At 58.9% G+C, this 15,645-nt stretch carries 14 protein-coding genes; 9 read left to right on the forward strand and 5 right to left on the reverse strand.

All coding sequences use genetic code 11. The features are described 5' to 3' along the window. Nucleotides 1-90: 90 nt before the first annotated feature. On the reverse strand, nt 91-2,592 hold the full coding sequence (locus ACSOSP_RS30480) for a glycogen/starch/alpha-glucan phosphorylase (protein ID WP_455312254.1): 2,502 nt from the start codon (nt 2,590-2,592) through the stop codon (nt 91-93). 57 nt (nt 2,593-2,649) lie between these two features. Between ACSOSP_RS30480 and ACSOSP_RS30485 the strand changes: the two genes are divergently transcribed. Both ACSOSP_RS30485 and ppk2 read left to right on the forward strand, forming a co-directional pair. Beyond that, on the forward strand, nt 2,650-2,955 hold the full coding sequence (locus ACSOSP_RS30485) for a hypothetical protein (protein WP_455312255.1): 306 nt from the start codon (nt 2,650-2,652) through the stop codon (nt 2,953-2,955). Further along, a complete protein-coding gene (gene ppk2 / locus ACSOSP_RS30490; protein WP_455312256.1) occupies nt 2,948-3,874 on the forward strand; it encodes a polyphosphate kinase 2 in 927 nt (308 codons plus the stop codon). Before ACSOSP_RS30485 ends, ppk2 begins: the two co-directional genes overlap by 8 nt. A 207-nt stretch (nt 3,875-4,081) precedes the next feature. On the opposite strand, the gene ACSOSP_RS30495 is transcribed toward ppk2, so the two are convergent. Then, nucleotides 4,082-5,863 (reverse strand): phospholipase D-like domain-containing protein, encoded by a 1,782-nt coding sequence (locus ACSOSP_RS30495; protein ID WP_455312257.1) that lies wholly within the window; start codon nt 5,861-5,863, stop codon nt 4,082-4,084. 287 nt (nt 5,864-6,150) lie between these two features. On the opposite strand from ACSOSP_RS30495, the gene pstS (ACSOSP_RS30500) reads away from it, so the two are divergent. Both pstS (ACSOSP_RS30500) and ACSOSP_RS30505 read left to right on the forward strand, forming a co-directional pair. Further along, nucleotides 6,151-7,143, forward strand: a complete 993-nt coding sequence (gene pstS, locus ACSOSP_RS30500; RefSeq protein WP_455313719.1) for a phosphate ABC transporter substrate-binding protein PstS — start codon at nt 6,151-6,153, stop codon at nt 7,141-7,143. Between the two features lie 81 nt (nt 7,144-7,224). Further along, on the forward strand, nt 7,225-7,389 hold the full coding sequence (locus ACSOSP_RS30505; protein ID WP_455312258.1) for a hypothetical protein: 165 nt from the start codon (nt 7,225-7,227) through the stop codon (nt 7,387-7,389). A gap of 202 nt (nt 7,390-7,591) precedes the next feature. On the opposite strand, the gene ACSOSP_RS30510 is transcribed toward ACSOSP_RS30505, so the two are convergent. Beyond that, nucleotides 7,592-8,551 carry an AraC family transcriptional regulator gene (locus ACSOSP_RS30510; protein ID WP_455312259.1) on the reverse strand — a complete coding sequence of 320 codons (960 nt, stop codon included), beginning with the start codon at nt 8,549-8,551 and terminating at the stop codon, nt 7,592-7,594. 280 nt (nt 8,552-8,831) lie between these two features. Between ACSOSP_RS30510 and ACSOSP_RS30515 the strand changes: the two genes are divergently transcribed. The 3 genes from ACSOSP_RS30515 to pstS (ACSOSP_RS30525) all read left to right on the forward strand — a co-directional run bounded on the left by ACSOSP_RS30515 (nt 8,832) and on the right by pstS (ACSOSP_RS30525) (nt 12,436). After that, entirely contained in the window at nt 8,832-9,371 is a 540-nt protein-coding gene (locus ACSOSP_RS30515) for a carboxymuconolactone decarboxylase family protein (protein ID WP_455312260.1), read from the forward strand. A gap of 151 nt (nt 9,372-9,522) precedes the next feature. After that, entirely contained in the window at nt 9,523-10,923 is a 1,401-nt protein-coding gene (locus tag ACSOSP_RS30520; protein WP_455312261.1) for an FAD-dependent oxidoreductase, read from the forward strand. Nucleotides 10,924-11,428: 505 nt separating this feature from the next. Further along, complete coding sequence (gene pstS, locus ACSOSP_RS30525; protein WP_455313720.1) at nt 11,429-12,436, forward strand: phosphate ABC transporter substrate-binding protein PstS; 1,008 nt, start codon at nt 11,429-11,431, stop codon at nt 12,434-12,436. Between the two features lie 156 nt (nt 12,437-12,592). Here pstS (ACSOSP_RS30525) and ACSOSP_RS30530 read toward each other — a convergent pair whose 3' ends face one another. Then, on the reverse strand, nt 12,593-13,123 hold the full coding sequence (locus tag ACSOSP_RS30530; protein ID WP_455312262.1) for a carboxymuconolactone decarboxylase family protein: 531 nt from the start codon (nt 13,121-13,123) through the stop codon (nt 12,593-12,595). Between the two features lie 39 nt (nt 13,124-13,162). Beyond that, complete coding sequence (locus ACSOSP_RS30535) at nt 13,163-14,068, reverse strand: NmrA/HSCARG family protein (protein ID WP_455312263.1); 906 nt, start codon at nt 14,066-14,068, stop codon at nt 13,163-13,165. A gap of 290 nt (nt 14,069-14,358) precedes the next feature. On the opposite strand from ACSOSP_RS30535, the gene ACSOSP_RS30540 reads away from it, so the two are divergent. Together ACSOSP_RS30540 and ACSOSP_RS30545 are read left to right on the forward strand one after the other, a co-directional pair. Further along, entirely contained in the window at nt 14,359-15,282 is a 924-nt protein-coding gene (locus ACSOSP_RS30540) for a LysR family transcriptional regulator (protein ID WP_455312264.1), read from the forward strand. A 177-nt stretch (nt 15,283-15,459) separates the two neighbouring features. Beyond that, nucleotides 15,460-15,615 (forward strand): hypothetical protein, encoded by a 156-nt coding sequence (locus tag ACSOSP_RS30545; protein ID WP_455312265.1) that lies wholly within the window; start codon nt 15,460-15,462, stop codon nt 15,613-15,615. Nucleotides 15,616-15,645 lie beyond the last annotated feature (30 nt).

Below are 15,645 nucleotides of genomic sequence, written 5' to 3' on the forward strand. Positions count from 1 at the left end.
AACGAAAGTGTCTCACCTCAATGCTACGCTTCGATGACAAATCACTTCAAAGAGATGCGGGGCATCGGGGCAAGCACGGCCCGACCGCTTTCAAGGTCGTTGTTCCAGGACGATCTTCACCGGACGAATCTTCCAGATCTGCTCGCAGTATTCACGGATTGCGCGATCGGACGAGAACTTGCCCGCATACGCGGTGTTCAGGATCGACATGCGAGTCCAGCGCCGCGAGTCCTGCCACGCCGCGCTGACGTCCTCCTGGCGCGCCACGTAAGCAGCGTAATCGGCAAGGACGAGAAACGGGTCCGCGTGCAGCAGATTGTCGACTAGCGGACGGAACATCTCGCGGTCACCGCGCGAGAAGTGGCCGCCGGCGATCAGCTCCAGCACTTCGCGCAGTTCTTCGTTCGCATTCGCATATTCGCCCGGACGGTAGCCTGCGCGTTTGACGTGCTCCACTTCGTCCGCCGTCAGACCAAACAAAAAGAAATTTTCGTCGCCGACTTCCTCGCGGATTTCGACATTAGCCCCGTCCAGCGTACCAATGGTCAGTGCGCCGTTCATCATGAACTTCATGTTGCCGGTGCCCGACGCCTCCTTGCCTGCCGTGGAAATCTGCTCGGACAGGTCGGCGGCCGGATAGATGAAATGCGCGTTCTTCACGTTGAAATCCGGATAGAACACGACCTTCAGCCGCCCGTCCACCACCGGGTCGTTGTTGATCACCTCGGCAATGCCGTTGATCAGACGGATGATGAGCTTGGCCATTGCATAACCGGGCGCGGCCTTGCCACCGAATACGAAGCAGCGCGGCGTGATGGCGAGCTGCGGATTGCGCCGTAACCGCATGTAGAGCGTGACAATAAAGAGCGCGTTCAGGTGTTGCCGCTTGTATTCGTGGATGCGCTTGACCTGTATGTCGAATAGCGCAGCCGGGTCGACGACGATACCGGTCGCGCTCCGGATACACGCAGCGAGGTTTTCCTTGTTCGCCTGCTTGACGCGGCGCCAGTCGTCCTGAAACGCTGCGTCGCCGATATGCTTATCGAGTTCGCGCAAGCGGGCGAGATCGGTCACCCAGCCTTCACCGATCGTGTCGTCCAGCAACGACGCAAGGCCCGGATTGCTGAGCGTCATGAAACGACGCGGTGTGACGCCGTTGGTCACGTTGTGGAATCGCTCGGGCCATAGTTCAGCGAAATCCCTTAGTACGGTTTCCTTAAGAAGCTTCGAATGGAGCGCGGCCACACCATTGACCGCGTGGCTGCCAACCGTCGCCAGATGCGCCATGCGCACTCGCTTTGCACCGCTCTCGTCGATCAGCGACAGGCGCGCGAGACGGGCATCATCGCCCGGGTATCGTTGCCGGACCTCATCAAGGAATCGGCGGTTGATCTCATAGATGATTTCGAGCAGCCGCGGCAGCAAGTCCTGAAACAGCGGCACCCCCCACGTCTCGAGCGCTTCGGGTAACAACGTGTGATTCGTATAAGCAAGCGCGCGCCGCGTGATATCCCAGGCGTCGTCCCATGGCACCTGCCGATCGTCCACCAGCAGCCGCATCAGCTCGGCAACAGCAATGGAAGGATGCGTGTCGTTCAACTGCGCGGTGAACATGTCCGCAAAGCGCTCGATCGGTTCGTCCTTGAGTGTGAGCAGACGCAGCATGTCCTGCAGCGAACACGAAACGAAGAAATACTGCTGCGCGAGCCGCAGGCGCTTGCCGGCTTCCGGCTCGTCATTCGGATACAGCACCTTCGAGAGCGTTTCAGACCTCACCTTCTCGTGCACGGCCTCGTAGTAATCGCCGGCGTTGAAGTCATGCAGGTCGAACGACTCGACCGCTTCACTTTTCCAAAGCCTCAGCGTGTTGCACGTGTTGACGCGAAAGCCCGGCATCGGGGTATCGCAGGCTACGCCCTTGACTCTATAAGCCGGGATCCATCGCACGCAAAGCCGGCCCTGCGCGTCGGGACCGCTTTCCGTGCGGCCGCCGAAGTTCACGTAGAAGGCCACGTCCGGCCTCAGGATCTCCCAGGGATTGCCCTTTTGCAGCCACTTGTCGGTCACTTCCACCTGCCAGCCGTCACGGATCTCCTGGTTGAAGATGCCGAATTCATAGCGGATGCCATAACCAATCGCCACTATTTCGAGGGTGGAAAGTGAGTCGAGATAGCAAGCCGCGAGACGTCCCAGCCCGCCGTTGCCAAGGCCCGGTTCTTCTTCGATCGCGACCAGAGCGTCGAGGTCAAGGCCGAGCGCCTTCAACGCATCGCGCGCGTTGCTTTCGATGCCCAGATTGATCAGGTTATTACCGAGTTGCGGACCGATCAGGAATTCAGCGGACAAATAGCAGGCGACCTTCGCGTGACGTGCCACGTAAGCGTGCGTAGTGGCGACCCTGCGGGTCATCATCCGGTCGCGCACGGCAAACGCCAGCGCCATGTACCAGTCGTGCGGGGTCGCAATCTCGGGATATCGGCCCTGCAAGCAGATCAGGTTGTCGACAATGTCGCGCTGCAGCGCGGCGACGCCGAGACCGCTGCGCGTATGCTCCGCGCTCATCGGTGATTGCAGGGTAGGCGCGTCGTCCATGAGCTGTCCTTGGTTCTTGCCGTGATCGGGGCGCCTCGTTGAGACGGGCCATATCCAGTGGGTGATTTCGGCGCGTTCCGCACCGTGCTGTGCGCGTCCTCACGCTTGCCAGGCCGCATTTCTTACAATCCGGTGGTTGAAGATGATCCAGTTGTGTGTCGTGCGGTTGACAGAACGGAAATGCGATCGATGGCGCTCGGCTGGCACTTAACAACCCGGCTGCATCAGATGAATGGGATGTGGACCCGATCGCTGAAAATCTTTCGGGATTACTTTCGGGATTACACAAGTAACCAGACTGTCATGTTGCAGTCCGATGATCGTCATGTCGAAGCCCCCAGCCAGGAGAACCGCGATGATTGAGCACGATAAAACTCTTAACACCGACGCACAAGCCGAGCGTCAACGGCGCTTCCAGGAAGACCTCATCGACGCGTACGACGAGGAACTCGAACTGGAGGTCGATGATCGCCGCCATGACGGCGTCACCGATATGACCGATGACTTCAGCGTGCCGCGAAAGCTCTATTTCCGCGAACTGTTCCGTCTGCAGGGCGAACTCGTGAAGTTGCAGGACTGGGTTCAGCATTCGGGCCACCGCCTCGTCGTGATCTTTGAAGGACGGGACGCGGCGGGTAAGGGCGGCGTGATCAAGCGGATCACGCAACGTCTGAATCCGCGCGTATGCCGTGTCGCGGCGCTGCCTGCCCCGAACAATCGCGAACGGACCCAGTGGTATTTCCAGCGCTATGTGCACCATTTGCCGGCGGCCGGCGAGATGGTGCTATTCGATCGCAGTTGGTACAACCGCGCGGGCGTAGAGCGCGTCATGGGCTTTTGCACAGACGACGAATACGAAGAGTTTTTTCGTTCAGTGCCGGAGTTTGAACGAATGCTCGTTCGCAGCGGCATCCAGATCATCAAGTACTGGTTCTCGATCACGGACGACGAACAGGAATTGCGTTTTCAGGCCCGTGTTCAGGATCCGCTGAAGCAGTGGAAGCTGAGCCCGATGGATCTGGAAAGCCGGCGTCGCTGGGAGGAGTACACGCATGTCAAGGAAGTGATGTTGCAGCGCTCGCATATCCCCGAAGCGCCGTGGTGGGTTGTGCAGGCAGTCGACAAGAAGCGTGCGCGGCTGAACTGCATTACGCATTTGCTCGGTCAGATCCCGTATGGCGAGGTCGAACACTCAACCGTGGTATTGCCCGAGCGCGTTCACAACGCGGAATACATTCGCCATCCCGTGCCGGCGTCCATCATCGTTCCGGAAGTGTTCTAGGCAGTCCGTACCAGTTGGCAGAAGGGCGGCGGCGTTTTGCATGCCGCCGTTAGCTGCAGGCCGTCTTGCCGGAGGGGGCTTGCTGGAGCGGGCTCACTTGAACAACCAAGCGGAACAGAGTCTTCGTCAGAGACCGCGCGCTTCATGCATTGGCATCAAATAGGGCATGCAGACGCCGCCGCGCGGTGATGATTACCTGGAATAGGGCTATAGGGCGGGCGGTGCGGCGAGCGCGACGCGTGCCTTGGCTTCCGGACTTCCCTCGACGTAATACTTATCGGCCCAGTGCCGCGTCGACTGGAGGGCAAGATGAACTTTCTTGCCAGGGTTGGTTTTGCTTTCTATCGCGAGCGCGCGGGCACGATAATGCTCATACAGCCGCAGGAACTCAGCGATGTAGATACCCGCAATTCGCTTGTCTCTGATTTCGAGCAGATTCTCGTCGTTTTTGTGCTCGGAGTTGTTGCTCATGTTCGCCGAACCCGTGAAGACCACAGGGTCCGCTCCCTCCGCGTCGACGACCACGAACTTATGGTGAATAACGACCGGTGGATAGGGGGGGCGCTTGTCACCTGGAAACACTTGAAGCTCGACATCGAAACCGTCAGGCACCGTCGCAGTCGAAAAATACTTGCCATCGACTACATCGTGATTTTGCTGGTTACGATGGTATAGATCGATACTGGCGAGCTCCGACGTACTGAGATGCGCTCCTTGCGATTGTTTGTTCTCCGCCGTTTCAGCCGCGTGTTCGGATATGGCATTGACAAGTCCAAACATCATCAGCCCGTTGTCGCCCGCTTTGAAGCATGCGTCGAGAAGCGTTTCATCCGTGGGGGAGAACAGGCAGAACAGCACCGAGTGCTTCGCTTTGGACACCGCGTCGACGATCGCATCGATTTGCGTATGTCCTGTTGCCGGTTCCGGAGAAAAAGAGACCCGCACCAATGCATCGCCCACTGCGACCGGGTCGGTCCAGCCGTGCGGCAACTTTGCTGTCGCCGCAATGGACGGATCGGAGGAAATAGCGGCGGCACGGTCGCTGTACAGTTTCGCGAGTTCGGCGGAATCAAACGAGTGCAGCAAGTTCGCTTGCTGGGTAATGCCTTCAGTCGTGAAATTGGCTGAACCGGTGAGCAGCCGCGAAGGCGCGTGCTTTCCGTTTGGGGCATCGGTAGCAATGAACTTGTCATGCATGATATTTGTTGCCTTGCGCGGGAACAGCTCGGCTATCGCCCCGAGTTCATCGACCGCTGGTTGATTCGGTGACGGCGTAGCGGCACGCGATTTCGTGGCAGCACCAACATGCGCGTCATACACAACCGCTAAAGATGCCGGCCCGTTGGCTTTGGCAAACTGAGCGAACTTTGGAATGACCCACAGTTCGTCTGTCAGGTGATAAACAGCCGAGGCCGCGTGTGTGGCGCCATCAAAGACAAACCCGAAACTGTCCTCAAGGTCGTTGGCCAGCCACGCGCGAAGCTCCAGGGCCTGAGCTGCCGGCGGTGCCTTGGTTGGATCAAGGCCCATTGCGGCAAGCTTGCGGGAGAATGCCTGGGAGCTGAGGACCGCACGGCTGAACCAGGTGCCGATGCCGTCCTCGACATGAGCCGGCAGCGTCACTTCCAGCGTGGTGCCGTCAGCCTCCGACACCCGTGGCGCGTGCGCATTCCCAAGGACAGGGTAGGCAGTGTATGTAAAGGTCTGCCCACGATCTGCTTCATCGATTTTTGCATCCCACCACATGAATTTCTGGATGGGCGCAACGTTGGACGGCGCGTCCGGCTTGTTCGGGGGAACGGGCCCGTCGAACGTCAGGCGGTTTGGCAGCCAGTTTTCGGTATCCCGTGTTTTACCGTCCGCAGACCAAAACCCAGGAGAGCGCTTAATCGCGAAGCCCAGGAAATCAGGATTTGATTTCCCTTCATTCCAATTGAATGCGAGAAGCACAAGCGTTGGGGATAAGTAAGCGCGAATATCGATAGCCACGATCTTCCCTCCTTGTTGGATGGAGGAAAGTTTATGCAGTGCATGTGACAAGGCTTATCGAGGTAGCTCGACAAGAAAAGATATTCACGACAGCGTCGCCAGGGCGTTTGCCAGCGCGGCATCGGCTATGCCCGCACGGCGCTCTGATCTTTCTGGCCGGTAGTTCGCCAGCTCGGTCACATTTTTGTCACGAGTCTCACCTACGTTGAGATTACCTTTCCCGACAGTTTGCCCACAGCGGAGTTCTTATGAAATTCATACCATTGGCACTAGCTGCGGCGGTGGGGATGCTCGCGCCGCTCACCGTGCGATCGGCCGATATCACCGGAGCGGGAAGCACGTTCGCGGCGCCCATCTACAGCAAATGGGCGGTGGCCTACCAAAAGTCGGGGGGCGCCAAGGTGAACTATCAAGGGATCGGTTCGTCGGGAGGTATTAAGCAAATTATTGCGAATACAGTCGACTTTGCGGGCTCGGACGCGCCGATGAAAGACGACGAACTGGCGAAGGCCGGGTTGTTTCAGTTTCCGACCGTTGTCGGCGGCGTTATTGCGGTGGTCAACCTCCCCGGTATCAAGGCTGGTGAGTTGACGCTTTCCGGCGAAGTGCTTGGCAACATGTACCTTGGCAAGATCAAGACGTGGAACGACCCGGCAATCGCTGCATTGAATCCCGGCATGAAACTGCCCAATACGGACATCGCGGTGGTACGTCGTGCCGACGGATCCGGCACCAGCTTCATCTGGACGCACTATTTGTCCCAGGTCAATCCGGAATGGAAAAGCAAGGTCGGAGAAGGCGCGACGGTAAGTTGGCCTCTCGGTATCGGAGGAAAGGGCAACGATGGCGTGGCAGCTTTTGTCCAGCGCGTACCCGGGGCAGTAGGTTATGTCGAATGGGCGTACGCGAAGCAAAACAACATGACATACACCGCGATGAAGAACGCGGCGGGTACCGTGGTGAAACCCTCAACCGAAACCTTCAAGGCTGCAGCGGCCGGTGCTGAGTGGTCAAAATCGTTTTATCAAATTCTAACCAACGAACCTGGAAAAGATGCCTGGCCAATAGTTGGAGCCACCTTCGTGCTGGTACATGCTGTCCAGGAGAAACCTGCCCAAGGTGCTGAGACTCTTAAGTTCTTTGATTGGGCGTTCAAGAATGGCGACCAGGCGGCGCAGGAGCTTGACTATATTTCCCTGCCGGACGCGGTTGAAAGCGAAATCCGCGCGCAATGGCGCGTGAAAGTAAAGGACGCCGCAGGAAAACCACTTGTTCAGTAGTCCGGCAGGCTGCTGCGTTGGAGAGGCGCTGGTTGTGTCGCAATCAGGATGGAGGGGCAAGCAAAGGCGATATGATATGCAATGCTTATTTGGCCAACGGTCAAACTACTCGGCAGCAGTTTGTCCAGAGCCTGTCATCTGGACTTTCTTAGTCATACGAATGAGTTCGATGCCGCCCAGCAGATCACGATGGGTGCGGCCACCGCGCTGATGCTGGTCGCCGACGGGGGCTACTCGATCGCCTGACGACGCGACCGTGCCGCTAATGCGGAATCGGGTGAGCGGCGAGCCGCGGCCCACGCGCCCGTTAAAGAGCTTTGTCATACGCTCGCTCGTCACATAGTCAACCGGTTCGCCGCTGGACAGGTCTTTCAGGCCAGGCAGCAATCCTGTCGGCCCGTAGCGTTAGCGTATGAACCGGGGGCTGCTTCGGCGCGATACCACGCCGTCATGCGTGGAGATTTCCGCCGGACGAGCGCCAACGCGCTGGCGAAACACCGATATGGCGCTTGAAAACGCGTTGAAACGCCGCATTCGATTGATAGCCTACCGCCTCACCGATCTCGGCGACCGGCGTCGCGGTATGCAACAGCATTCGGCCCGCGATGGTCATTCGAACCTCAGTCAGCACATCCGACGCCGAGCGCCCCATGCCCTCCTCAAATTGACGTATGAAAGTCGCTCGGGACATATTGCAAAGCCTCGATAACTGATCCAGGGTCCAAGGCTCACCCGGTGTTTCAAACATCGCGGATATCGCAGGTTGCAAACGAGGCCGCCTCGAGAGCGCAAGCAAACCATGCGGCGGCTGGGTACCCTCGGCGGCGAAACGCAACGTCAGTGCGAACAACGCCGCCGACAGGTGATTGACGAACATCTCGCTGCCAGGGCCGGGATCGTTGGCCTCCTCGTACATCAGTTCGATCAGTTGCCTCAGGCGGGTGCGGACAATGGATTGCGCCGAACCCTCGACGTCGTCACCGGGTTCCGGCGATGCGCTATGTACAACCAGGCGGCCTGGCAGATGGTCGCGCAACAGGCCGTCTGGAACTGCACCGAGCAGAAACCGTCCGCATAGGAAGTCAGCTTTTTCGCCTGTCCCGTCGTTCTCAAAGATAATCAGCGACGCCTTCCGGCTCCTGGTTTCCGGTGCCGCTGTCTCTCCACTACCGTCATGAATAAGATGGGCGTTGCCGGTTGGAAACAGGATGATGTCGCCCGCCGTCAACCGTTCGGGCGGACCGTTCTCGTCTTCGAGAACCGCATGGCCGGACAACAGGATGTGGTAGGGGATTTCTCGCACGCCAGAGACGGCCTGATCGATTTTCCATGGCGCACCGAAAACACAGCGCAGCTGCAGCTGCCCCGTGACGGGAATCAGTGAAAGCAGTCGGCTTAGCAGATCCATGTGAACCGGGTGAGCATGTTTTCGCATCGTTCGGGACTGGGTACCAACGCATGCCAAGCGGAGCGTCGACGCAAACAGTGACGTCGGATGCTACTTGGTTAGTGCGCGGCTCTCATTGGTAACTTCGTACTGCGCTGCCCGACGGACCCGTCACACCGTTATTTTAGCGGAGATTGTTTGATACTTTTGAGCATAATAATGGCAATATTTAGTATCGTAAATATCACTCGTGGAATCTAAAGTGGAGGCTCTTAATCACCACTTCTGAAGGAGTTCCACCATGAGCCGCATCACTTTCCCCGCTATCGCCACCGCCACGGGCGCCACCGCTGATGTCTACGCGCAGGTCAAGAAGATCGCCGGGGGCACCGTGCCTAACTTCTTCGCGACGGTCGGTCACGTGGCCCCGGGGACGCTCTCCGCCATGCTGGCTGCAGAAGGCGTACTGGCAGTTGGAAACCTGAGCAAACAGGATCTTGAAACCATCAAGCTGCTGGTCAGCGAACAGACCGGCTGTGACTACTGCGTAGCTGCACACGCGATGCTGGGCAAGATGACAGGCCTGTCGACCGAGGCACTCAAGCAGATTCGCGCCGGGCAGGCCACCGGCGATGCCAGGCGCGACGCACTCGTGCACTTCGTGCTGAATTTGCAGAAGACGAGCGGCACGATCAGCGAGAACGAATTTGCCGCCATTCGCGCCGCAGGCTATACCGAGACGCAACTGGCTGAAATTTCGTTGGCCGTTGCCATGACGATTTTCACCAATACGTTCAACCGTATCAATGATACCGACGTCGATTTCCCGCCGGTCAAGTAACAGAAAACATCTCGCAGCGCGTGGGCCACGTGGTGGTTACACGCGCGCACGGCGCATGTAGGTGTGGTCACGATCACTGCCACAAGATCTGACACGCGATGAAAGACGGCCGTGCCGGACTCAATAGACCTTTTCCCGATTGGAGGACGTTATGTCTCACGTTGAACATTTCGATACAGTGATCCTTGGCAGCGGCCAGGGCGGCAAACTTCTGGCATGGCACCTCGGGCGGTCGGGCCAGCGTGTGGCCGTCGTGGAACGACAGTGGGTGGGTGGCTCATGCCCAGCCGTCGCATGCCTTCCCAGCAAGAACGAAATCTGGAGCGCACATGTTGCGCATGTGGCGCGCAATGCTGCGGACTTCGGTACGGTCACGGGGCCGATCATCGTCGATATGGCAAAGGTTCGCGAGCGCAAGCGCGGCATGGTCGAGCGCGAGGTCACGGCTCACCTTGACGCCTATGCGGCGAGCGGCGCCGAACTGATCATGGGCAGCGGCAAGTTTGTCGCACCCAGGACGATCGAAGTTGAACTCAACGATGGCGGAAAGCGCACGGTTAGCGGCGACCAGGTTGTGGTTAATGTCGGAACCCACGCGGCCATTCCCGATATTCCGGGACTGCGCTCCGCTGAGCCGTTGACCCACATTGGATCTCTGGAATTGAGCTACGTGCCGGAACATTTAGTGGTGTTGGGTGGGGGGTACATTGGCATTGAGATGGCGCAGGCATATCGTCGTTTCGGCAGCCGCGTGACAATTATCGAACGCGGAGAACGACTGATGATGCGTGAAGACAATGACGTCGCCGAAGCGATGCTCGCCATTTTGCGTGGAGAAGAGATTGACGTTATCTTGAGCGCCGAAACGGTGAAGGTGGAAGGCCAGTCCGGATCGGGTGTCCGGGTTGTGCTGCGTACTGATTCTGGCGAAAAAGCGATCGAAGGCAGCGACCTTCTCGTTGCGGTGGGGCGGGTTCCGAATACGGCGGGCATCGGTCTGGAAGCTGCCGGTATCGAGTTAAACGAACGGGGATACATTCGTGTGAACGAGCGCTTGCAAGCGGTCACGCCTGGCGTCTGGGCGATAGGCGAAGCGGCGGGCAGTCCGCAGTTCACCCACGTGTCCGTCGACGACTTCCGAATCGTGCGCGACAACATGGCCGGCGCAGACCGCAGGACGGCCGACCGGTTGATTCCGTACACGATGTTCACTGAACCGCCGTTAGCTCATGTGGGGCTGAGTGAACGCGAAGCGCAACACAAGGGCATTGCAGTTCGTGTTGCGAAGCTGCCTATGACCAGTGTGCTGCGAACCCTTGCGACCGATGAGACGCAGGGATTCATGAAGGTACTCGTCGGAGCAAAGGATGATCGCATTCTGGGCTTCACAATGATTGGCGCTGAAGCGGGCGAGGTGATGGCCGCGATGCAGACGGCTATATTGGGAGAGCTGTCCTATCAAAAGCTTCGCGACGCGGTGATTTCGCACCTGACTTATGCCGAAGGGCTGGGGCCGTTATTGTCGAATGTGCCGGCTCGGGCTGCGGGATAAGGTTTCGATCTGCACAATGTGCGCTTGATATTCGGTAGAACAAGATCGCTGGTTCCTCGGAAGAAGCGACGGCGTTTCTCAGTGGATTCTTCTAGCGCAGTCGACTAGCGATAGAGGTCGCTCGGGTACGGAAGTTCGTCATCCGGCTAGACCCCGATGTTCGGACTGACCGTGTAGTTCGGGCAAAAGCGGGCCTCAGTCAAGCCGTTCGACTGCGTTTTCGAAAGAACCTTGGAGCATCGGCTGCATTTAATTAGCGGACCGTGCTCGGTCATTCTATTTGTTGGACTACGTAAGAATACGAATTGACACTTTCACCTGCCTTGATTGAGGCTATGCTCACGTATTCACGAGCATAAACGCTTGCGGAGACAGCGCAAAAGCGTCCCCAGACGCAATTTCCTCTCACGACGTACCTCGTCTCTTGGCTCGCGCCGCTCAGCGATGTCACACAACAATTCGAAGGGAGATAGTCGTGAGGCCTTTTCTACTGTTGATTGGCGCTATGGTTGGCGGGTCACTCGTCGTCGCGGTCCAAGCCGCCGACATTACTGGCGCCGGCAGCACGTTCGCGGCTCCTCTTTACTTCAGGTGGGCCGCCGAGTACCAGAAGGCCGGCGGAGGCAAGGTGCTCTACCGTGGCGTTGGCTCATCAGATGGCCTCAAACAGATCCTTGCAAAGGAGGTCGACTTTGCCGGCTCGGACGCGCCGCTTACCGACGATGAGTTGACGAAGGATGGCTTGCTGCAATTCCCGACCGCTGTCGGGGGTGTGGTACCCGTCGTCAACCTTCCCGGCATCAAGGCGGGCGAGTTGACGCTGTCAGGTCCGTTGCTCGGCGACATTTTCCTCGGCAAGATCCAATACTGGGACGACCCGGCAATTGCTCAGTTGAATCCGAAAATCAAAATGCCCGATACCCCCATTGCCGTAGTGCGTCGCCAGGACGGGTCCGGCACGACCCTCATCTGGACGCACTATCTCGCGCAGGTTAGTCCCGAGTGGAAGAGCAAGGTTGGAGAGGGCACCAGTGTGCGCTGGCCGCGTGGAATAGGCGGCAAAGGAAATGAAGGCGTGGCCACCTACGTCGGGTATCTTCCGGGCGCTATAGGCTATGTCGCATGGGACTTCACGAAGCAAAACCACATGACCTACGTGGCCTTGAAAAATGCGTCGAGCGCCGCTGTCGAACCCAGTGCGCGAACCTTCAAGGCGGCGGTCGCAGACGCTGATTGGTCAGGATCGCATAACCAATTCCTGACCAATCAACCGGGCAAGGATGCCTGGCCAATTATCGGCGCTACATACGTGTTGTTGCGTATGACGCAGGACCAGTCGTACCGCGGCGAGGAAACGCTCAAGTTCTTCGACTGGGCGTTCAAGAGCGGAGGGCCGGCTGCGGAAGACCTGGACTACATTTCACTTCCGGTCTCGGTTGAGACGGAAATCCGCTCGCAATGGCGCACAGGAGTGAGCGCCATTCCTTCGCACAAATCCGCCGACGGGCAATGATTCGACAGCCCTCGTGCGTGTAGCCACTTGCGCACGGAGGCGTATGAGACGGCGACATGCGTTTTCGATCGTGTTCGATCGTTTTCGATCCGCCCGTGCGAGGAATTCACGGTGCTCGCTGCAGGTTTTTTGCCTGGCCATCTATTGCGTGCCTGATCAGATGTCCGTATCAGTTTGCGCGTAGTTGAGGAAGCATCCCGTGAACATCGTCAGTCCCAGAAACGCGAATGCCTCAGTCAGGTGCTCGTCGCTCCAGCCGGCCCTTTGAGCGGCTTTCCATGTGGCGTCGGTGACCTTTCCCGAATTCGCAGCGGCTTCCCTGACCACGTGGGTCAACGCGTCGGTCCTGACGTCGCTCGTGGATGTGCCGGTCCGCAGCGCGGTGACCTGGATGTCTGTCCAACCGCTCATGCCGGCGAATCGACTGGCGATACCAATCATGTAGTCGTTCCCGACTGTGGCCGCAGTTGCAAGATTTAGCGCCCAGCTCACCTTCGGATCAAGGGTGCCGTGCTCGGCGGTCGCGGCGCGCAGCGATGCGTACGCCGCCAACACTGCGGGAGAGTGCGCCATCTGGGCATGCAGGTTGAGGGGACGACCCGTCGGCGAAGTCTGGGCAATCTTTTGCAGGAGCGGGCGCGACGCATCGGGTGCGCTCTCGAGTGTGTGGGTAGGAATTCGGCTCATGGGTATTGGCTCGTTCGTGGTTCGATGAGTGCACTTCGTTCAGGTGGCTGCGGGAATCGCGAAGTTCGCTTTGGCCCATGGGGCAAACTTCGTCGGCTGCTGGCCGGCGACTCTGATGGCAAGCGCGATCGCGTCCCGCGCATCCGAGCCGAGATAGGTGTGGGCTTCGAAGTAGGCGAGCATGGCCGCGATACCGTCGGCGTGCGGAAACCAGCTGGCAAAAACCTCGCGCGGGACCTGCTTGAACGAGAGCGTGTTTCCCTGCTGATTCAGGGTGGCGATGATCTCGTTGAAGCTCAGGAAATCACCCACCAGCGCCAAATGTTCGCCACGCCCCGCGAGTTCCGGCTGCGCGAACGCGCCGGCCACGAGGCGGCCGAGTTCGGTAATGTCGCCCATATGGATGACACGCCGCTGCGGATCAAGCGGCAGCGACCAACCCACGGAATCATCGGGTTGTTTCTGCGGAGCCATCTGGCCAATCAGGTTTTGGTAGTAGAACGGCGCGATCACGAACGTGTGATACGCAAACCCGGCCTCTCTCACGACGGCTTCGATTTTCGCCTTGGCCGTGAAGTGCGGGACATTGATCGTGCCGCTGGTGATCGTCTCCACATTGGGAAGCGTCGACCAGATGACGTGCTGTACGCCGGCGTCTTTCGCCGCGTTGATGGCCGCAAGCGCCTGCCTGGGCTCGTCTGCCTGTGCTTCCCAGGCATTGGTCACCAGGAAAACGCCATGTGCTCCGGCAAAGGCGCTTTTAAGCGTTTCCGGTCGATCGAAATCGGCCAGAACGACTTCGTCACCCAGGTTCGGATGCCTGGCGGGATTGCGCGTCAACGCGCGCACCTTGAATTGACCGCTCGCCTGCAGCGCGCGCACGACTGCGCCACCTTGCTGGCCGGTTGCGCCCACGACGGCGATGAGCTTCTGGGTGTTCGACATGGTTGTTCTCCAGGGAGATTTTTGTTGGGACGGCGCACCCTCACACAGCGAGCGCGGCGGTCCGAACGGGATTAGGGACTAAGGATTACCGGTTCAATACTTCGGCCGGGATGAGCGACTTGGTCTTCATACTGAAGCCGTACGTTTCGCCGGTGATGCAACGTCACCGTTGAGCGGGAGAACGGCCTTCTGCGGCCGTCCCTTGTGTCACGCCTCAAGTATGGGGATCAAAAGCACTTCACACTAGATGGTAAAATAGGATTTGATTAATCCATTTATGGAGAGATGTCATGCTTGATCTGAATGATCTGGCGATGTTCGTCCAGGTCGTGCGCGCCGGCAGCTTCTCCGAGGCGGCACGGCGTCTGGGGATGCCGGCAAATACGCTGAGCCGGCGCATCGATCAGCTCGAAGGGCAACTCGGCACACGTTTGCTGCATCGCTCGACTCGCAAGCTCGCGCCAAGCACGGAAGGTCAGGCGCTGTTCGAGCGCTACGCGCCCGCGCTTGACCAGATTCTCGAGATCGGGCGGCTCCATGCAGATGAGCAGGCGCCGTCCGGCTTGGTTCGCGTCGCCGCGATGGCTGGCTTGTTCGAACTCCTCGGGATGGAATGGCTGGTCGAGTTTTACGCGCGCTATCCGCACATCAGCATCGAGTTCCTGCTCGACGATACACCGACAGACCTGATCTCCGAGCGCATGGACCTGGCCCTGCGCATGGGCATTGAGACTGGTAGCGGCTTCAAGGTACGTCGGCTCGCGCCGAGTGCAATGATCCTGGCGGTAAGTCCGGCCTATCTGGAACGGCGCGCTGCGCCACGTACGCTGCGTGAACTGGCCGCACACGACTGTCTGACGATTTCCAATCGCCAGGGTCGCAGCACGTGGCGTTTGCAGGGTCCACGCGGCAGTCAGGAAGTCTCGATCAACAGCCGGTTCGCGGTCAACGACATGCGAGTGCTGGCGCAGGCTTGCACAGCTGGACTTGGCATTGCGCTGCTGCCGCAATTGATAGTTGAGCCAATCATCGCGCAGGGGAAACTGGTGCGCGTGCTGCCGACCTATCGGCGCACGAGTACCGGCCTGGGTCTTCAGCTCGTCTACACGAGCCGCCCGCCAGTGGCGCCTGCAGTTGCGGTCTTCGCCGAATTTCTTCTGGAGAAGCTGGGCGAAGCGATGACAATCCCCTCAATGAACCATGCAATTCGATAGTACGGATGTCCAGCAGACGGTCCCGTTATGCGGGGGAGGGTATGCGTCTCACCGGCGTCAAACTTGAAGACGTTCGACAGCTTATCGGTGGGGCTCCTGTCCGCGCGGCCGCTGTTCGCGTATGCGAGCCACAGTTCCCAACTCTGAACCCGAGGGGCGTTTAAGGTCGCTTCTGGAATGATCGGCGCACGTAGCGTGCGCCGTGCCTCGCCGCTGCCGGTCGCCTGCTCGACGCTCGCGCGCAGCGCCGATCTCAGCAGCCTCGAATCGATCAAACCAGCGGAGCCCTTGCACTTCGATCCGCTCGCCAGCTTGATATTTCCAGACGATTGAAATACACAGGTCATACAAACCCGGGGGTAG

This window comes from Caballeronia sp. KNU42 (assembly GCF_053760385.1).